We start from the raw sequence: 20,407 nt of genomic DNA, 5'->3' as shown, positions 1-20,407 counted from the left end.
CTCCCTTTTACGGGCAATCGGCACGGCGTGGCAAGCCTTGCCTCGTCCTGGCGCAGGCCCTGCGGCCGTTGCGCGAAAGCGGGGCACGGGATGCTTCGAGGTCTCAACTGTTCAGACCAGTAAGACCTGATCGGTGCCTTGCGCCACGCCGCTCGCAGGTGTTTTGCCCAAGACTGGCATGGCCCGTGCACTGGCACCGCAGCCCCTTTCCGGACTCCTGCGAGGCCTTTCGATGAAGACGTTCCGCTCCCTGTTCCTGGCCACCCTGTTCTGCGCCACCCCTCTGGCAATGCCCCTGGCCCAGGCCGACGCGCTGGCTGACATCACCGCCCGCGGCGTGCTCAAGGTGGCCGTGCCCCAGGACTTCCCGCCGTTCGGTTCGGTCGGCCCGGACCTCAAGCCTCGCGGCCTGGACATCGACACCGCGCAACTGCTGGCCGACAAGCTTGGCGTCAAGCTGGCCCTGACCCCGGTCAACAGCACCAACCGCATCCCGTTCCTCACCACCGGCAAGGTCGACCTGGTGATCTCGAGCCTGGGCAAGAACCCTGAGCGCGCCGCGGTGATCGACTTCTCGCGCCCCTATGCGCCGTTCTACCTGGCGGTGTTCGGCCCGGCCGAGGCACCGGTCGACGCGATCGAAGCCCTGGCCGGCAAGACCATCAGCGTCACCCGCGGCGCCATCGAGGACATGGAACTGAGCGCCGTGGCGCCCAAGGGCGCGATCATCAAGCGTTTCGAGGACAACAACTCGACCATCGCCGCCTACCTGTCCGGGCAGGTCGAGCTGATCGCCAGCGGCAGCGTGGTGATGGCCGCCATCGCCGCAAAGAACCCGGCCAAGGTGCCGGTGCTCAAGGTCAAGCTCAAGGACTCGCCGGTCTACGTGGGCCTGGCCAAGAACGAGCCGGCGCTGTTGCAGAAGGTCAACGCCACCCTCGACGCCGCCAGGACCGACGGCAGCCTGAACCGCAACGCCGAGAAGTGGCTCAAGCAGCCGCTGCCGGCCGATCTCTGAGCGCTTGAGCGATGGCCTATCAATTCGACTTCGCCCCGGTGCTGGCGCAGGGCGACCTGTTGCTGCGGGGCATGCTGTTCACCCTGGAGCTGACCCTGGTCGGCACCGTGCTCGGGGTCGCCATCGGCGTGCTCGGCGCGGTGACCCGGGCCTGGCGCCTGCGGCCGTTCGACGCGCTGTTCGGGCTGTACGTGGAGCTGATCCGCAACACGCCGTTCATCGTCCAGCTGTTCTTCATCTTCTTCGGCCTGCCGGCGCTGGGCGTGCGCCTGAGCGAATGGCAGGCAGCGGTGCTGGCGATGGTGATCAACCTGGGCGCCTACTCGACCGAGATCATCCGCGCCGGTATCCAGGCGATCCCTAAGGGCCAGCTCGAAGCCGCGGCCGCGCTGGCCCTGAGCCGTTTCGAGGCGTTTCGCCACGTGGTGTTGCAACCGGCTCTGGCCAAGGTGTGGCCGGCGCTGACGAGCCAGATCGTGATCGTCATGCTCGGCTCGGCGGTGTGTTCGCAGATCGCCACCGAAGAGCTGTCGTTCGCCGCCAATTTCATCCAGTCGCGCAATTTTCGCGCCTTCGAGACCTACCTGTTGACCACGCTGCTGTACCTGCTGATGGCCATCGTCGTGCGCCAGCTGCTGGCCTGGATCGGCCAGCGCCTGCTGATGGGGAGACGCTGAATGGACTTCACCTTGTGGGATATCGTGCGCAACCTCATGACCGGGTTGCAGTGGACTTTGCTGCTGTCGTTGGTGGCGTTCGCTTGCGGCAGCGTCGGCGGGCTATTGCTGCTGGTGGCGCGGATCAGTGACCGGCCACTGCTGCGCGGCGCCGCCCGCGCGTTCATCGAGCTGTTCCAGGGCACGCCGCTGTTGATGCAGCTGTTCATGGTGTTCTTCGGCATCGCCTTGTTCGGCATCGACGTGTCGGCGTGGATGGCCGCGGCCATCGCCCTGACCTTGTTCACCAGCGCCTTTCTCGCCGAGATCTGGCGCGGCTGCGTGGAGGCGATCCCGCGGGGCCAGTGGGAGGCCTCCGCCAGCCTGGCCATGGGCCGCCTGGAGCAGTTGCGCCATGTGGTCCTGCCCCAGGCGTTGCGCATCGCCATAGCCCCCACCGTGGGCTTCTCGGTGCAGGTGGTCAAGGGCACCGCGGTCACCTCGATCATCGGTTTCACCGAGCTGACCAAGACCGGCGGCATGCTGGCCAACGCCACTTTCGAGCCATTCCTGATCTACGGCCTGGTGGCCGTGGGCTACTTCATCCTCTGCTACCCGCTCTCGCTGAGCGCCCGTTACCTGGAAAGGAGGCTGCATGCCCCTGCTTAGAGTGTCCGCGCTGCACAAGTACTACGGCGACAACCACGTGCTCAAGGGGGTCGACCTGAGCATCGAGGAGGGTGAGGTGGTGGCCATCATCGGCCGCAGCGGATCGGGCAAGAGCACCTTCCTGCGCACCCTCAATGGCCTGGAGTCGATCAGCGACGGGGTGATCGAGGTGGATGGCGAATACCTCGATGCCGGCCGTGCCGACCTGCGCGCGCTGCGCCAGAAGGTCGGCATGGTGTTCCAGCAGTTCAACCTGTTCCCGCACCTGACCGTGGGCGAGAACGTGATGCTCGCGCCCCAGGTGGTGAAGAAGACCGGCAGGGCCGAGGCACGCCAGTTGGCCGAGCGGATGCTCGAGCGGGTAGGGCTGGGCGACAAGATCGACGCCTACCCTGACCGCCTTTCCGGTGGGCAGCAGCAGCGGGTGGCCATCGCCCGGGCGCTGGCCATGTCACCCAAGGTGCTGCTGTGCGACGAGATCACCTCGGCACTGGACCCGGAACTGGTCAACGAGGTGCTGGGCGTGGTGCGCCAGCTGGCGAAGGAGGGCATGACCTTGGTCATGGTCACCCACGAGATGCGCTTCGCCCGCGAGGTGGGCGACAAGCTGGTGTTCATGCACCAGGGCAAGGTGCACGAGACCGGCCACCCGCGCGACGTGTTTGCCGCACCGCGCACGGCGGAATTGGCCAACTTCATCGGTGCGGTGGCGGGGGCCTGAGGGCTGCATCGCTTCGTCGCGCGGCAGCCCTGATTGCGCACGCGCGGGCTTGCTAGAAGCTGGCGAAGTGTGCCTGCATGCGCTCGGCATCGGCCGGGCGCCCGCTGAACAGCTCGAACGCCTTGACCGCCTGGAACACTGCCATGGTGCCACCGTCCAGGGTGCGGCAGCCCAGGGCCCGGGCATGGCGCAGCAGCTCGGTCTCCAGGGGGAAGTAGATGATCTCCGCCACCCACAGCCGTGGGTGCAGCAGCGCGGGAGGCAAGGGGGTGCCGGGCAGCTTGGCCATGCCCACGGGTGTGGTGTTGACCAGGCCATCGGCGTCGGCCACCGCGCTGGCCAAGTCCTCGCCGAGCACGGCGCGACCGACGCCGAAACGCTGGGTGAGATTGTCCACCAGTGCCCGGGCGCGGGCCTGGTCGACCTCGAACAGCTGCAAGCGCTCGACGCCTTCGGCCAACAGCGCATGGGCCACCGCCGCGCCCGCGCCGCCCGCGCCCAGCTGTACCACCTGACGCCGCGCGACGCCGGGCAGGCCGCGCCGCAAGCCTTCGGCGAAGCCCAGGCAGTCGGTGTTGTGGCCAACCCGCCGGCCCTCGCGCAGCACCACGGTGTTCACCGCGCCAATGCCACGCGCTTCGTCCGACAGCGCGTCGAGCAGCGGCAGGATCGCCTGCTTGAACGGGAAGGTGATATTGAGCCCGGTGAACCCGGTGCGCTCGGCGGCATCGAGCAGGGCGGGCAGGGCGCTGTCGTCCAGGCCCAGCTGGTCGGCGTCGATCAGCCGGTACAGGTAGCGCAGCGCCTGGGCGTCGCCTTCACGCTCGTGCAGCGCCGGTGTGCGCGAGGCCTGGATGCCACGGCCAATGAGGCCGGCAAGGATGCCTGTGCCGCTCATGCCGCGTGCTCGCGCAGGTGTTCGCCGAAGTAGCCCAGGGCCATGCGGTAGCCCTGGCTGCCGAGGCCGCAGATCACCCCCACGGCGATGCTGGAGACGAACGACAGGTGACGGAACGGCTCGCGCTTGTGCACGTTGGACAGGTGCACCTCGATCACCGGAAGCTCGCTGGCCACCAGGGCGTCGCGGATGGCCACCGAGGTGTGGGTCCAGGCGGCAGGGTTGATCAGGATGCCGTGGCAACGGCCACGGGCGGCATGGATCCAGTCGAGTAGCTCGCCTTCGTGGTTGGTCTGGCGAAACTCCAGTTCCAGGCCCAGTTCAGCGGCGCTGGCGGCGCACAGCCGGGCCAGGTCGGCAAGGGTTTCATGTCCGTACTGGGCGGGTTCGCGGGTGCCCAGCAGGTTGAGGTTGGGGCCGTTGAGCACGAGGATTCGGGGTGTCATGGCGGGGTATCACTTTGTTGTTTTTGGATGTCTCGATAATTGTACTACCTGGTTAGTTTCGTCAAATCATCATCGATCGAAAGCGGGCGATTATCGGACCTGGCCCGCGACAGATCCGCCAAAGGCATTAAAAACACCGCGGCCATGCCCGAGCAATCCAGTCGACTAAGCTTGATCGCGCAGGTGCACGCAATGACCAACAAGGGAGCGCACATGAACATCAGCAAAACGCCCAGGTGGGCAGTCGCGACACTGGTCCTGGCCCTGGGCCTCCACGCCCACGCCGCCGACAGCAAGCGGGTCGATGTGCTGCTGGTGGGCGGCGGCATCATGAGTTCCACGCTGGCGGTCTGGCTCAACGAACTGGAGCCGGGCTGGTCGATGGAGATGGTCGAGCGCCTGGACAAGGTCGCCGAGGAAAGCTCCAACGGCTGGAACAACGCCGGCACCGGCCACTCGGCGCTGGCCGAGCTCAACTACACGCCGGAGAAGGACGGCAAGATCGACATCAGCAAGGCGGTGGAGATCAACGAGTCGTTCCAGGTCACCCGTCAGTTCCTCGCCTGGCAGGTCAAGCAGGGTGTGCTGAAGAACCCGCGCTCATTCATCAACACCACGCCGCACATGAGCTTCGTCTGGGGGGACGACAACATCCGCTTCCTCAAGAAACGCTACGAAGCGCTGCAGGCCAGCCCGCTGTTCAAGCCCATGCAGTACTCCGAGGACCACGCGCAGATCGCCAAGTGGGTGCCGCTGATGATGGAGGGGCGCGACCCCAACCAGAAGCTCGCCGTCACCTGGACGCCCATCGGCACCGACGTCAACTTCGGCGAGATCACCCGCCAGTACGTGGGCTACCTGCAGACCCGGCCCAACTTCGACCTCAAGCTGTCCAGCGAAGTGGAGAACATCACCCGCAACGACGACGGCAGCTGGCACGTCGAGTACAAGAACCTAAAGGACGGCAGCACCTCGGCCACCGATGCCAAGTTCCTGTTCATCGGCGCCGGCGGCGCGGCGCTGCCGCTGCTGCAGAAGTCCGGCATCGACGAGGCCAAGGACTATGCCGGCTTCCCGGTGGGCGGCTCGTTCCTGGTCACCGACAACCCTGCCATCGCCCAGCGCCACATGGCCAAGGCCTACGGCATCGCCGCCACCGGCGCGCCGCCGATGTCGGTGCCGCACCTGGACACCCGGGTGCTCGATGGCAAGCGCATGATCCTGTTCGGGCCGTTCGCCACCTTCTCCACCAAGTTCCTCAAGGAAGGTTCGCTGCTTGATCTGTTCGCCAGCATGTCGCTGCACAACACCTGGCCGATGGTGCGGGTCGGGGTGCGCGAGTTCGACCTGGTGCAGTACCTGATCGGCCAGCTGATGCAGTCCGACGATGACCGTTTCGCTGCGCTGCAGACCTACTTCCCCGAGGCCAAGAAGGCAGACTGGCGCCTGTGGCAGGCCGGCCAGCGGGTGCAGATCATCAAGAAAGACCAGAACCAGGGCGGAGTGCTGAAGCTGGGCACCGAAGTGGTGACGTCCAAGGATGGCAGCATTGCCGGGCTGCTCGGCGCCTCGCCGGGCGCCTCGACCGCGCCGCCGATCATGCTCGACCTGCTGAGCAAGGTGTTCAAGGACAAGGTGGCCACGCCCGAGTGGCAGGCGAAGATCAAGCAGATCATCCCGTCCTACGGCATCCGCCTGAACGAGCACCCGGACAAGGTCCAGCAAGCGTGGGCCTACACCAGCGAGGTTCTGCAACTGGCGACGCCCAGCGAGGTCGCCGCGCCCTGAAGACCCGCCCATGACCAGCCGGCCACTGTGAAGTGGCCGGCACTGGCGCAATGTTTTTTTCTCCCCCGGCCAAGCTCCCGAGTACCTGAGCTGCCATCCTCCGGTTCGATCCCTCCCGTACTGCCTGCCCCGGCTCCTGGCCAGCCTGCCGCAGGCCCGGAAACCGCCCGCCGACACCCGAGCTTTTCCCTGCCGAACTCCCGATGTTTTTTCCTTTGCCTGTCACCACAAGCTGCGAATGTTGCCTTCGTGGCCCAGCCGCCAACCCCTCTGGATCAGGGGATGCGGCCTGTGGCCACAGCAATGCGCGACCCACTCAACGTACGAACACGACGATAGGAGATTGCTTCATGTTTAAGCGTACTGTGATCGCCGCCTCCCTGGTGGCTGCTACCCTGGCTTCGGCCCAATCCATGGCTGCTGTTGTCGGTGGCGGCGCCACCCTGCCGGAAAACCTCTACAACGGCACCTCGACCCTGCCACGCCTGCTGCCGGCCGACTTCAGCTACACCGGCGTGGGCAGCGGCGGTGGCAAGACGGCGTTCCTGACCAACGCACCGGCCTCGATCAACCAGCCGGCCGGCACCAACGTCGACTTCGCCGGCAGCGATTCGGTGCTGAGCGCCTCGGAGCTGTCGACCTACAACAGCACCAAGGCCGCCACCTGGGGCAAACTGGTACAGATCCCGTCCGTGGGCACTTCTGTTGCCATCCCTTACAAGAAGTCGGGCGTGACCAACCTGCAACTGACCGGCGCCCAGCTGTGCGCCGTGTTCTCCGGCACCACCACCACCTGGGGCCAGCTGCTGGGCAGCGCCGACACCACCCCGATCAAGGTGATCTACCGTTCCGGCAGCAGCGGCACCACCGAGTTGCTGTCGCGCTTCCTGGCTGACTCCTGCCCATCGTCCTTCGTGGTCAGCAGCACCTTCACCACCGCCAACGTCGGCAGCGAGCCGGCCACCTGGCAAGCCGTTGCCGGCAGCGCCGATGTGGTCAACGCGGTCAACGCCACCGATGGCACCATCGGCTACGTCAGCCCTGACTATGTCGCCACCGGCAACAACGCCGTGGTCGCCCGTGTCAGCAAGAACGCCATGACCGCCGGCACCGCGCCGCTGCCGACCGCCGCCAACGCCCGTACCGCCCTGGGCACCGCCGTCGCCCCTAGCTCCGCGGCCGATCGCGCCGACCCAAGCAAGTGGGTGCCGATCTTCAACGCCGGTGGCATCGTTCCGACCTCGGGCTATCCGATCGTCGGCTACACCAACCTGCTGGTCGGCCAGTGCTACCAGACCGCGGCTGACGCCACCGCCGTGCGCAGCTTCCTGAACGACCTGTACTCCGGCACCAAGGCCGCCACCATCGCCCAGCACTCCTTCGTCAGCCTGCCGGCCGCCTACGCCGCCGAGATCAAGAAGGTGTTCCTGGACAACGGCTACAACGAAGGCACCGACATCGCCAACGCTTCGGTCTGCAACGGCATCGGCCGACTGTAAGCGCACGCGAAAGCCCAAGCCCGCAACGGGCGGACAACCGACGGTGGCCGGTACGGCACCGTCGGTTTTCGCGTGTGCGCGTAACCCAGGCAGATGAACTTTGCATGACAAAACTTCGGTCCGGGCCCGGGCCGACTGCCTTATGGCAAAGCGGCATCACGGCCGCACCGAACTGCCTTCCATGACCCAGCACAAGGAACCCTGCGATGTCGCGCGGCCAGCACCAGCCAGACTTTCCAGCCACCGTCGTCCAGCGCCGTGGCCAGCCTGTCGGCCATGAGCCCATGCTGCTCAAGCCCCTGGCCCAGGCCATCGCGCTGCTGATGCTGGCGGGCACGGCCCACGCCGCGCAGCCGTTCAGCTCGGCCTGGTTTGCGGCCAAGGGCGCTGCGCCCGCCAGTGGGGGCAGCGTCGGCGGCGGTGGCACCGTGCAACTGCCCGGCGCGCCACCGCCGCTGGCACAGCAGCAGCGCCTGAACCAGCAGTTCCAGCGGTCGGTGGGCAACCTCAACAACACCGTGGCCGCCATCGCCGCGCAGCAGGCCGCCCAGGCCGCCGGGCGTACCCTGGCGCAGGTGCAGCCGCAGACCGTGCCCAACGGCCTGGGCGAGGGCGGCCTGAAGGTCGACGAGAACCCGTTGACCAAGGGCTGGCAGAATGCCAAGGCGCCGCAGCAGAGCCAGGTGGGCGGCAGGACGCAGGTGCTGATCGAGCAGACCGCCGACAAGGCGATCCTCAACTGGGAGACCTTCAACGTCGGCCGCGACACCACGGTCAAGTTCGATCAGCAGGCGCAGTGGGCGGTGCTCAACCGGGTCAACGACCCCAATGCCCGGCCGAGCCAGATCCAGGGCCAGATCGAGGCCCAGGGCACGGTGATGCTGGTCAACCGCAATGGCGTGGTGTTCAACGGCAGCAGCCAGGTCAACGTGCGCAACCTGGTGGCGGCGGCAGCGCAGGTCAGCGACGAGCAGTTCCGCGAGCGTGGGCTTTATGTCGACAACAACGCCAGCCAGGCCACCTTCACCGAGGCCGCCGGCAAGCTCCAGGTCGAGCGCGGCGCGCAGCTGCAGACCCGCGCGCCGGCCAGCTCCACCGAAGGGGGCGGCTACGTGCTGTTGCTGGGCAGCGAGGTGAGCAACGAAGGCCAGATCATCACGCCCCAGGGCCAGGCCACGCTTGCCGCCGGTGACGCCTTCTATATCCGCCGGGGCAAGGGCACCCAGGCCAACGCCTTCTCCACCACCCGTGGCAACGAGGTCGCCAGCAGCCTGAAGGCCGGCAGCAGCGCCGGCAGCGTGGCCAACGGTGGCTTGATCCAGGCCGCAGGCGGCGACATCACCTTGACCGGCCATGCCGTGCGCCAGGACGGCGTGGCCCTGGCCAGCACCGCGGTGGACCGGCGTGGCAGCATCCACCTGCTCAATTCGGCCAGTGACGCCAACGGCACGGTCAGCTTCGGCAAGGGCAGCGTCACCGCCGTGCTGCTCGACGACAGCCAGGCCCTCGACAGCCAGCGGGAGGCCTCGCGGCAGGTGGTGGATGGTGTCAGCGGCAACAATGCCACGGGCCGCTTCGACAACCTGAGCAAGGTCATCGACCGCCCCGAACAGTCGCGGGTGGAGGTGGTCAGTGGCGGCACCGTGCATTTCCAGGAAGGCGCCCTGACCCTGGCCACCGGCGGCCAGGTGGCGGTCAGTGCCGGCCTGCGCAGCCTGGTGGACGAGGGCGCGCGCATCGATGTGGCCGGGGCCCTCGGGGTCAAGGTGGCGATGGAAAGCAATGTCATCAAGATCAACGTGCAAGGTAACGAGCAGCGCGACGCGGCCGGCAACCGTGACAAGGGCGGCCTGATCAACAGCGATGTGTGGGTGGATGTACGGGAACTGGTGCATGTCGAGAAGGGCGTCAACGGCTACGCCAGCGATCGTTGGTACACCGCCGGTGGCCTGCTTGAGGTCGGCGGCTACCTCGGCACCCGCAACCACAGTGTCGGCGAGTGGATGGCCCAGGGCGGCACGGTGATCTTCACCGGCCAGGACCTGGTGACCCGTGCCGGCGCCGAGATCAACCTGTCCGGTGGCACCCTGGCGGTGCAGGACGGCTACATCCGCCAGAGCTGGTTGCGTGGTGAGGACGGACGCCTGTACGAACTGTCGCGGGCCCCGGGTGACCTGCTCTACACCGGCCTGTACAAAGGCTACCAGGCGCATAGCGCACGCTGGGACCAGACCCGCACCTTCTACAATCCGCTGATCGCCCCCGGCCAGCGCTTCGAGCAGGGCTACACCGTGGGGCGCGATGCCGGCAGCCTGGTGGTGGCGACCCACAGCGCGGTGCTTGATGGCCAGCTGGTCGGCCAGACCTGGCAGGACGAGCGCCAGGTCCAGGCGCCGGTGCGCGGAGGCGACGGCTATAGCCAGGTCCACAGCGCCCGGGCCCAGGGCGCGCAGCTGGTGATCGGCCAGCAGGTGCCCGGCTATCTCTCCGATGCCAAGGCGCTGGGCATGAGCCTGACCCCGGTCATGCAGCAGGTGCTGGTGCGGCAAGGGGCGGGCGGGCAGAGCGCCGATATCGGCCTGCAGGCACCGCTGGACGACAAGCGTCGCGGGCAACTGCTGCTCGACAGCGACTGGCTCAACGGCTCGGCCCTGGGCGGCCTTACGGTCGCCGCTCAGCAGCGTATCCAGGTCGATGATGCCCTGCGTCTGGCCGACGGTGGCAGCCTGACGCTCTATGCCCCGCAGGTGCAGGTCAATGCCGACTTGACCGCCAGAGGCGGGCAGATGGTCTTGGGCGATGTGCTCAGGCAGCGGGTCCTCGCCAGCCTGCAGGACCTGCCGCTTGTTACCCCGACAGGGCTGCGCGCGCAGGTCGGCGTGGCCGCCGGCGTACGCTTGGATGTCAGCGGCTTGCGCAGTGAAGGTGTGAGTCCCGGCGAGCGGGCCTGGCGCAACGGCGGCAGTCTGAGCCTGCGTAGCAGCGGTGATGTGCTGTTGGACAGCGGCAGCGTGCTGGACGTATCCGGTGGGGTGGTGCGCCGCGAAGCCAACCGCCTGCTCGGCGGCAGTGGCGGCAACCTGACCTTGCAGAGCAGCGTGCTGAACAGCGCCGGGACCGGCCGGATGCGCCTCGATGGTGAGCTGCGCGGTTACGGCAGCAGTGGTGCGGGCACCCTGACCGTGGCCGCCGACCGGGTGAGCATTGGCGCCGCCGCCGATGGCAAGGCCAGCGTGCATCTGGCCGAGGATTTCTTCAGCCGCGGCTTCGCCCACTACGCCATCACCGGCAATCACAGCCTGAGCGTGTCCGCCGGCAGCCGTATCGAGGTCACCCGGCCTGTGGAGCGGCTTGACGCCAGCCAGCCGGTCAGTGGTCAGGCGCAGGTCTGGCTGGCGCCGCCGCTCGTGCAGAACGCCGTGGCCGGCACCCTGGAGTCGCGTGCCGGCGCCAGCCTGGCCCTGGCGGCGGGCGATACCCGTTTCGCCCAGACCGTGCGCGAAGCAACGTTGCTCGAGGTCGGGCGCGGCGCGACGATCAGTGTCGACCCGTTGCAGTCCATCAGCCTGGGCAGCACCGCGCAATTGACCCTGGACGGCACCCTCAATGCCTGGGGCGGCAGTGTCAGTCTGCTGCAGCCGTGGCTGCCGGCCATGGATTCCGGTGTATCCGAAGGCGCGCACCAGCGCTCCATCCGCCTCGGCGACCAGGCCCTGATCGATGTGTCCGGTCGGGCGGTCACGGCCGTTGACCTGCAGGGGCGCCGCTATGGCCGGGTTGATGACGGCGGCAGCATCGTCATCGGCGGGCAGATCGACCACAACCTGGGCACCAGCAACGGCGCCTACCTGTTCCTGGACATGGCCGAAGGCGCCCGCCTGCGCGCCGATGGCGCCCAGGCCACGCTGGATATCCGTGGCCAGGGGCCGGTGGCCGTGGCCAGCAACGGCGGGCGCATCAGCCTGGCGTCGAGCCATGGGTTGCGCCTGAACGGCAGCTTCAGTGCCGCTTCCGGTGGTCGTGGCGCTGCGGGCGGCAGCCTGGAGGTGGCGTTGGACACCGGTCTGTACCTCAATGCCAGCTTGGTCGACGGGGTCAAGGCACCCCGCGAGCTGACCCTTGCCCAGGGCGCTGCTGGCCTTGAGAACGGACCGTTGCGCTATGGCCAGGGGCGCCTCGACGTCGCCAGGATCGCTGCTGGGGGCTTCGACAGCCTGTCGCTGCTCAGCGACGGCGTGGTGGCGTTCGATGGCGACATTGATCTGCAGATGGCCCGCAGCCTGCAGCTGTACACCGGTTCGCTGGTGCTGGCCCAGGGGAGCGCAGGCAACGCCCGTGTTCACCTGCAGGCGCCCTATGTGCGGCTCGCGGGCAGCAACCACCGCAGCGCTGAGCAGGCGACCCGACCGACCCTCAAGGGCGGCCTGTCGACCCAGGACAGCGCGGCGCTGTTGCAGGTCGACGCGCAGCTGCTGGACCTGCGCGATGCGCTGACCCTGGGCGCCCATGGCAGCCTGGCCTTGGCTACGGGCGGCACGTTGGATTTCGATCGGCGTGGCTTTGCTCTGGGCAGCCTGCGCAGCCAGGGCGACCTGCGCGTGCTGGGCAAGGTCGGCGAGGGCACCGACCGCACCTTGCTGCGCGGCAATGCCGACCTGGAGCTGCTCGCCGCGCAGATCTACCCGACCACCGGTGCCTTCGGCCAGATCGAGACGGGCGCCAACGCCACCCTGCGCATTGGCAGGCGTGGCCTGAACACGCCCGAGCAACCGTTCTCGGTATTCGGCCGGCTGGCGCTGATCGCCGGCAAGGTGGAGCAGGGCGGCGTGCTGCGGGCGCCGCTGGGCGGGTTGTCGCTGGGGCAGGAAACGGGGGGCACCCAGTCCGTGACCCTGCTGCCGGGCAGCATCACTTCGGTCAGCGCGGCCGGGCTGGTCATGCCCTATGGCGCAACGGTGGACGGCTTGAGCTACCTGTTCGGTGGCGAGGCGGTGAAGCTGGTGGGGGCGGCAGGCGACAGCCTTTATGGGGTGTCGCTCAACGGCAAATCGATCGATGTCCGCCAGGACGCCTTGATCGACCTGTCCGGGGGCGGCACGTTGACCGGGGCCGGATTCGTCTCCGGACGTGGCGGCTCCACCGATGCCCGCTACCACCCGCTGATGCAGTTCGATGGCGAGGGGCGCCTGGTCCTGCCCACCCTGGACAGCAACCCGGTCTATGCCATCGTGCCAAGCTTCACCGGCCCCTACGCACCGGTCACCGGCGAAGCCGGCGTGGCAGCGCCGGGGATCGGCCAGCAGATTACCCTGGATGGCAGCATTCCAGGCCTGGCGGCAGGCACCTACACCTTGCTGCCGGCCAGCTACGCCCTGCTGCCGGGCGCGTTCAGGGTCGAGCTCAATGGCCTGGCCACGGCCGTGGGACGCTCTGGCAGCCAGGCGATGCGCAACGGCTCATGGACCACCACGGGCAGCCTGTCGGTGGCCAACACCGGTATCCGCCAGGCGCTGCCGAGCCAGGTGATCCTGATCGCAGCTGACGTGCTGCGACGCTATTCGCAGTACAACGAAATGGCCTACGCCGACTTCGTGCGCGCCGATGCCGTGGCCAAGGGCGTGCCGCGCGCGGCGATCGAGGCCGATGGCAAGTGGCTGAACCTGCGGGTGCAGACCAACAATGACGCCGCCAGTACCTTGCGTGTCGCCGGGCGGGTGAACTTCGCCGCCGCCCAGGGCGGTCATGCCGGCAGCGCGGCGGTGTTCGGCGCCCGGGGCCTGGAGATCGTCGCCGATGGCGGCAGCGGCCAGGCCATCGGCGACAACATCGCGGTGCTGTCGGCACGCGAGCTCAATGCCTTGCAGGCACCCCGGCTGACCCTGGGCGGGCGGGCCAATGTGCTCTACGGCCAGGGCGGCAACCAGATGACCTTCCTCGAAGGCACCCGCGATATCTGGGTGCGTTCGGGGGCCGAGTTGCGGGCCGGCGAAGTGTTCCTGACCAGCAACGATCCGCACGGCGGTATCGTCGTCGAGCAGGGGGCCGGTCTCGTCACCCTTGGCCGTGGCGCGGTGCCCTTCGGTGCCGATGACGGCTACTTCATCAACAGCAATGGCCGCGCCTTGCTGGCGGTGTCCAATGGTCGGCTGGAGGTGCTGTCTTCGCCACTCACCACCAGCGGGGCGCCGGGTTCCATTCTCATTGGCGGCTGCAGCGCTGGCGGTTGCCAGGGCAGCACCCGGTTGTACTCGGAAGGCTCGCTGTTCGCCGCCACCGACAAGACCTTCAGCCTCGATGATGGCGTGGCCTTCGGCACCCGTCACCTGGGCCTGTCGGTCGGTCGGATCAACGTCGGCAGCGCCGAGGCGCTGGCCCAGGCCCTGGCCAATGGTGTCCTGGGTCAGGGCCTGACCCTCAACCAGCAGGTGCTCGACCGCCTGCTGCAGGGCAGCCCGGCCGATGGCGTGCCTGCTCTGCAGACCCTGACGCTGGCGGCGTCCGACTCGCTGAATTTCTTCGGTACCACCGCGCTCGACACCTACGACCCGGTCACCGGCAAGAACCGTCTGCAGGCCTTGGTCCTCGGCGTGCCGGCCATCCATGGCAGTGGCTTGGCCGGCGACCAGGCGACCATCCGCACCGAACGCTTGATCTGGAGCGGTGCCCGTAACGTCGCGGGTGCGCCGATCGCGGGTGGGGCCGGCAGTGGCGATGGCGTGCTGGCCATCCGCGTCAAGGACCTGGAATTCGGCTATGGCGCCAACAGCCAGCCCGACGGCAGCGCCGACATGGCGCGCCAGACCTTGGGCTTCAGCCGTGTGGAACTGCACGCCAGCCACCAGGTGACGGCCAACCACAAGGGCAGCCTGCTGGTTCATCACCGCCGTGGCGACTACCAGGCCGACGGCGGCTTCGCCTATAGCGGTGGCGACCTGCTGGTGGACACGCCGTTGTGGACCGGCACCGCGGGTTCGCTCAACCGCATCGAGGCCGGCGGCACCCTGCGTGTGCAAGGCGCTGCGGGCACACTGGCCAGCGGCCGCGAGGCACTGGGGGCCGAGTTGAGCCTCAAGGCGCGGCAACTGCTGGTCGACGGCACCTTCAGCCTGCCCAGTGGCCGCCTGACCCTGCAGGCCGTGGACGACCTGCGCCTGGGCGACGCCGCGCGGGTGGACCTGGCCGGGCGCACCCTGACCTTCAATGATGTGACCCAGTACAGCTGGGGTGGCGAGCTGGTGCTCGGCAGTCAGTTCGGCAACATTCACCAGGCCGCCGGCGCGTTGATCGACCTCAGTGCCCGCAACAACCGCGCCGGTCGCCTGAGCGCCATCGCCCTGGGTGAGCAGGGCGGGGGCATCGAGCTGCTCGGCCGGATTCTTGGGGCTGCCAGCGGCCAGTATGATGCCGCCGGCACGCGGGTCCCCTACGCGGGTGGCGCGGTCGATATCCGTGCCCGGCACCTAGACGATTTCGCCGGCCTCAACCAGCGCCTGAACCGCGACGAAGTGTTCGGCGCGCGCAGCTTCCAGATCAAGCAGGGCGACCTGGTGATCGGCGATGAGCTCAAGGCACGGCAGATCAACGTGTCGCTGGACAATGGCCAGCTCAGGATCGAGGGCCATGTCGATGCCAGCGGCGAGCAAGTCGGCAGCATCCGCCTGGCCGCCGGACGTGGCCTTGCCCTCGGCGCTGGGGCGCTGCTCGATGCCCACGGCAGTGGGCTGCGGGTCGACAGCTACGGCGCGATCATCGACGCGCCGAACCGCGCCGTGGTCGAACTCAACAGTGGCCAGGGCCAGCTGACCCTGGCCAGCGGCGCGCGCATCGACCTGCGCCACGGCACCGCCGCCGGGCAGGGCGATGGCCGCCCACGGGGCACCCTGGAGCTGATCGCCCCGCGCCAGGGCAGCGATACCGCGGGTGATATCGCCATCGACGTGCGCGGCCCTGTGGACATTCTCGGTGCCCGTTCCATCGCGGTGGTCGGCAACCAGCGTTATACCGACGCGGCGCCGGGCGGCACTTCGGTCAGTGGTCGGCCGGTCCAGGTCATCGACCAGGATTACCTGAACCGCAAGCACGACCTGAGCGTGCAGTTCATCAACCACCTGCTGGGCAATCGCGATCTGCTCGAGGTGCGTCTGGCCGGGCTCAACAACACCCGCTACGTCCAGGCCCTGCACCTGCGGCCGGGCGTGGAGATCGCCACGGCCGATGCCCGCACCGACCTGGTGATGCAGGGCGACCTGGACCTGTCCGGCCATCGCTACGCCAGCCTCAATCCGCTGACCGCGCAGACCTCGGTCTACGGTTCAGGCGAGGTGGGCAACCTGGTGCTGCGCGCCGGGGGCAACCTGGAGGTGTACGGCAGCATCAGCGACGGCTTCATGCCGGTGGACCTGGCCACCGACGACACACGCACGGACGGCAAGGGCTGGTTGCTGGTGCCCGGCAAGCAGCCCTTCGACAGCGACCTGGTGATCCCGCGCAGCGGCGTCGAACTGGCCGAGGGCACGCGGTTCCCCGAAGGCAGCCTGCTCAACTTCGACCTGCCGTTCGCCGCCACCACCTTGCCGGCCAACCAGCGCCTGCCCAGTGCCTTGAGCCTGTCGGCGCCCTTGACCCTGCCTGCGGGCACGGTGCTCGAGGCCCCGGTGCGCGATGCCGGCGGCAACCTGTTGTATGCCGCCGGCACCTTGTTGCGCGAGCCGGTCACCCTGGCCGTTGGCACGCGTCTGGATGCGGGCAGCCGCCTGCCGGTCAGCGTGGCGGTGCAGGGCGGCACCTGGAGCAAGGGCGTTGCCCTGCCCAGCAGCGGTCTGACCCTGCGCGGCGTGCTGGGCCTGGCCGTGGGCTCGCGGCTGCCGGCCGGCACCGACGTCAAGCTGGCCGAGGGCGTCGACCTGATCGAGTTGCGGCCCGCGGTCAATGGCCAGCAGGGGCGCAACTGGGCGCTGGCGCAGATGCTGGCGCAAGGTTCGCAGTCCTGGTCGATGCGCCTGGTGGCCGGCGCCGACCTGGATGCCGCCGACAGCCGCATCACCCGCCCCGACACCGAGGCCGGCGTGTTGCGCCTGGCCGACCTGCACTACATGGCGCAGCAGAAACGCAGCGGCGGCGGGGATACCGGCACCGGCATGGTCTGGGGGCCGGACAACACCTACGGTATGGAGCCAGGTACTCCGGTGGCGCCCGAGGACCTGGCGCTGTGCGAGATCGCCGGCTGGTGCGAGCCGGCAGTGAAGACCATCAAGGTCTGGGGCCCCGACAACACCTATGGCATGGAGCCGGGTACCCCGGTGGCGCCCGAGGACTTGGTGCTGTGCGACATCGCCGGCTGGTGCGTGGACCAGACAGTGGGCGGCAAGAAGATCTGGGTCTGGGGGCCGGACAACACCTATGGCATGGAGCCCGGCACCCCGGTGGCGGAAGCCGACATGGACCTGTGCTCAATCCCCGGCTGGTGCGTGGAGGTTGATGCGCCGAGCGAGCCCGAGCGTATCGAGGTCACGCCGCAGACCCTGATGTTCAGCGTGCTGCGTACAGGCACCGGCGATCTGGACCTGCTCAGCGCCGGCGACTGGCGCATGGACTCGCTGTTCGGAGTCTACACCGCCGGCACCCAGGCGCCGTCGCTATGGCGCGACGGCAGTGATCCGCACCAGGTCGCCCGTGGCCGGCTGGCCGACGGCAGCGTGCTGGGCGGCGCCGGCACGGCCTATGAAGCGTTGACCGACAGCCTGTACCGCGCCTGGTATCCGGAGCAGGGCGGCAACCTGCGCATCGCCGCCGGCGGCGACCTGACGGGCAACCTGGTGGCGACCAGGACCGGCAGTGCCCTCGCCAGGCCGCAAGTGGCGTCGGCCGCGGTGGGCAACTGGTTGTGGCGCCAGGGACAGCCCAGCGCCGATACCCCGGCGGCCTGGTGGGTCAACTTCGGCACCTTCGCCCAGCAGCCCCAGGCCACGGTGGCCGAGCCCTGGCTGGTGGGCTTCACCGGCATCGGCACCCTGGGCGGCGGCAACCTGGATGTCGGCGTGGACGGTTCGGCGGGCCTGCTGCAGAGCAGCAACACCGCGGGCGTCGAGGCCGAGCGCAGCCAGGGCCTGAACCTGGTGGTAGGCGGCAGTGGCCGGATGACCGAGGACGGCCGCCTGGTGCAGACCGGAGGCGGCGACCTGAACCTGCGTGTGGCCGGCGCCATCAACCCAGATTCCAGTGCCCTGGAAATGGCGCGCGTCACCCCCGACCTGGGCGGCACGCTGGTCAACCTGCGCGGCGCCCTGAATGTGCAGGCGGGCAGTATCGGCGTGGTCAGGCAGGTCTATGGCAGCAGCTTCGCCTTCAACGACAGCAGCGAGTCGCGTGCCTACGACCCTTTCACCTCGACCAAGGCGGCGGCGCTGGGTGGCCTGACGCTGATGCCGGGCGATGCCGCCGTGCGCCTGGACAGCCGCAGCGACCTGGTGGTGCAAGGCGTGGGCGACCCAGGTCGGGTGCCGCAGTTCAACATGACCGGCTTCCTCGGCGACAACGGTATGCGCTATGCCGGGCAGGGCAGCAGCTGGTTCTCGCTGTGGCGCGAGACCACCGCCGTTGACTTGCTGGCCCTGGGCGGCAATGTCACGCCGGTCAACCTCGACGACACCCGACCCGGGCGCAACCTGCCGCTCTACGGTGGGCGGCTGTTCTACCCGACGGCCCTGCGCGTGTTGGCGGCTAACGGCAGCTTGTACTACGGCAGTTCGGCCAGCGAGCGGGGCGTCGCGACGTCGGCGTACTCGCTGATGACCGCGCCGTCTGCGCGCAGCGCCCTGCAACTGATCGCGGGCGAGTCGATCTATGCCGGTGGCTATGTGATCAGCCAGGCCGGCACCGACACCTCAGCCATCGCCACGCCGCAGCGACCTGCCATGCTGGGCCAGGACTTCGCGTTCGTGTACCGGGCCGGCAACCTGAGCGGGGACGTTGCCGCCAGCCTGGATACGGCGCCGTTGTTCACCTATGGGCTCAACACCTACAGGGCCGGGCAGCGGCCGCAGGCGCCTGCGCGTTTCTATGCCCTGGCGGGCGACATCCTCGGCTTGAACACCGGCGAAATCATTGAATACCAGCAGACCGGGCTCAAGCTGTACCAGGGCGCAGGGCCGGTGCGGGTGATGGCCGGGCGCGATATCGTCAATGCCGGCAAGGCGCTGGGGACCGAGCGCTTCGGGGCGACGGGCATGGTGGCAGGGGATCAGGGCAACATCCATTCCTCGGGCAACCTGATCATTCATGGCGACGCGTTGGATGTCTCGTTGATCAGCGCCGGCCGCGACATTCGCCTGAGCACCTTCAATGTTGCCGGGCCCGGCCAGCTGGAAGTGGTGGCCGGGGGCAACCTGTTCCAGTCCGGCCAGGGCGTGGGCTCGGCTTACCAGGAGGCGGCGATCAACAGCATTGGCCGGGTCGATGGTAGCGGTGGCGGGAACGACGGCGCGGCCATCGCCATCGTCGTCGGCGCTGGCAAGACCGGGCCGGACTATACCCGCCTGCTCGAGCGTTACCTGGGCACGAAGCAGGGCCAGCCGGACCAGCCGTTCAAGGTCTACGACCAGGAACTGCAGGCCTGGCTGCGCGAACGTTTCGGTTTTACTGGCGACAACGCCGCAAGCGGTGACTATTTCGCCGCCTTGCCCGCCGAGCAGCAGCGCATCTTCGCCCGGCAGGTCTACTTCAGCGAACTGCGCGAAGGCGGACGCGAGTACAACGACGTCAACGGCCCGCGTACCGGCAGCTATGTACGCGGCCGTCAGGCGATCGCCACGCTGTTCCCTGAGCGGGATGTGGCCGGAAATCCGATCAGCTATGGCGGCAGCGCCACGTTCTATGGCGGGGCGGGCATCCATACCGACTTCGGCGGCGGCATCCAGGTGCTGACACCCGGTGGCCAGCAGGTGTTCGGCATCGAGGGCGAGGCGCCACCGTCCACCGCCGGGGTGATCACCCAGGGCAGCGGCGATATCCAGCTGTACTCGCACGGCAGCATCCTGCTCGGCCAGAGCCGGATCATGACCACCTTCGGCGGCTCGATCCTCGGTTGGTCGGCCCAGGGCGACATCAACGCCGGTCGCGGTTCGAAGACCACCGTGGTGTATACCCCGCCCAAACGCACCTACGACCTGTGGGGCAACGTCGGCTTGGCGCCAAGCGTGCCGAGCACCGGCGCCGGCATCGCCACGCTCAACCCGATCGCCGAGGTGCCGCCGGGGGATATCGACCTGATCGCGCCGCAGGGCACCATCGACGCTGGCGAGGCCGGGATCCGCGTATCGGGCAATGTCAACATCGCCGCGCTGCAGGTGGTCAACGCCGCCAACATCCAGGTCCAGGGCGACGCCAAGGGCATGCCGGCGGTGGCCTCGGTGAATACCGGGGCGATCGCCTCGGCCAGCGCCGCGGCATCGTCGGCCAGCCAGGCCGCCGAAGAGGCGGGGCGCCAGCAGCAGGCCGCGTCCAGGCAGCGCCAGCCGTCGGTGATCACCGTGCAGGTGCTGGGCTTCGGTGGCGAGCGGTTGGTGCCGGGGCAGGACGGGGCGAGCCTCAACCCCCAGTACAATCGCCAGAGCCCGGTGCAGGTGCTCGGGGCCGGGGCGCTGGATGAACGGGCGAAGGCACAGTTGAGCGAGGAGGAGCGGGGCAACCTGTTGCTATGAGCCGGGGCTGCCGG

Annotated in this window: 9 protein-coding genes; 7 read left to right on the top strand and 2 right to left on the bottom strand. The window is 68.4% G+C overall.

The annotated features are described in order from the left end of the window. Positions 1-232 precede the first annotated feature (232 nt). The 4 genes from K5H97_RS16425 to K5H97_RS16410 are packed head-to-tail and all read left to right on the top strand — an operon-like array spanning position 233 to position 3,064. Positions 233-1,018 (top strand): transporter substrate-binding domain-containing protein, encoded by a 786-nt coding sequence (locus K5H97_RS16425; protein ID WP_028688746.1) that lies wholly within the window; start codon positions 233-235, stop codon positions 1,016-1,018. 11 nt (positions 1,019-1,029) lie between these two features. Beyond that, entirely contained in the window at positions 1,030-1,695 is a 666-nt protein-coding gene (locus K5H97_RS16420) for an amino acid ABC transporter permease (RefSeq protein ID WP_028688747.1), read from the top strand. Then, the gene (locus K5H97_RS16415) at positions 1,696-2,343 is read left to right on the top strand and encodes an amino acid ABC transporter permease (RefSeq protein ID WP_028688748.1); all 648 of its coding nucleotides are present in this window, start codon (positions 1,696-1,698) and stop codon (positions 2,341-2,343) included. Further along, positions 2,330-3,064, top strand: a complete 735-nt coding sequence (locus K5H97_RS16410; protein ID WP_028688749.1) for an amino acid ABC transporter ATP-binding protein — start codon at positions 2,330-2,332, stop codon at positions 3,062-3,064. Before K5H97_RS16415 ends, K5H97_RS16410 begins: the two co-directional genes overlap by 14 nt. Positions 3,065-3,116: 52 nt before the next feature. Here K5H97_RS16410 and K5H97_RS16405 read toward each other — a convergent pair whose 3' ends face one another. Next, positions 3,117-3,962: a shikimate dehydrogenase gene (locus tag K5H97_RS16405; RefSeq protein WP_028688750.1), complete on the bottom strand. Its 846-nt coding sequence runs from the start codon at positions 3,960-3,962 to the stop codon at positions 3,117-3,119. Further along, on the bottom strand, positions 3,959-4,408 hold the full coding sequence (gene aroQ, locus K5H97_RS16400) for a type II 3-dehydroquinate dehydratase (RefSeq protein ID WP_028688751.1): 450 nt from the start codon (positions 4,406-4,408) through the stop codon (positions 3,959-3,961). Before aroQ ends, K5H97_RS16405 begins: the two co-directional genes overlap by 4 nt. 213 nt (positions 4,409-4,621) lie before the next feature. Between aroQ and mqo the strand changes: the two genes are divergently transcribed. The 3 genes from mqo (at position 4,622) to K5H97_RS16385 (ending at position 20,393) form a co-directional block, all read left to right on the top strand. Beyond that, positions 4,622-6,196 carry a malate dehydrogenase (quinone) gene (mqo, locus tag K5H97_RS16395; protein ID WP_028688752.1) on the top strand — a complete coding sequence of 525 codons (1,575 nt, stop codon included), beginning with the start codon at positions 4,622-4,624 and terminating at the stop codon, positions 6,194-6,196. A 350-nt stretch (positions 6,197-6,546) separates the two neighbouring features. Then, the gene (locus tag K5H97_RS16390) at positions 6,547-7,695 is read left to right on the top strand and encodes a substrate-binding domain-containing protein (protein ID WP_028688753.1); all 1,149 of its coding nucleotides are present in this window, start codon (positions 6,547-6,549) and stop codon (positions 7,693-7,695) included. A 206-nt stretch (positions 7,696-7,901) separates the two neighbouring features. Continuing rightward, positions 7,902-20,393, top strand: a complete 12,492-nt coding sequence (locus tag K5H97_RS16385; RefSeq protein WP_028688754.1) for a filamentous hemagglutinin family protein — start codon at positions 7,902-7,904, stop codon at positions 20,391-20,393. Positions 20,394-20,407: the final 14 nt, after the last annotated feature.

The organism is Pseudomonas mosselii, assembly GCF_019823065.1.
GTDB classification, from domain to species: Bacteria; Pseudomonadota; Gammaproteobacteria; order Pseudomonadales; family Pseudomonadaceae; genus Aquipseudomonas; species Aquipseudomonas mosselii.
The sequence above is the reverse complement of the archived record's forward strand: the minus strand, read 5'-3'. Positions and strand labels throughout refer to the sequence as shown.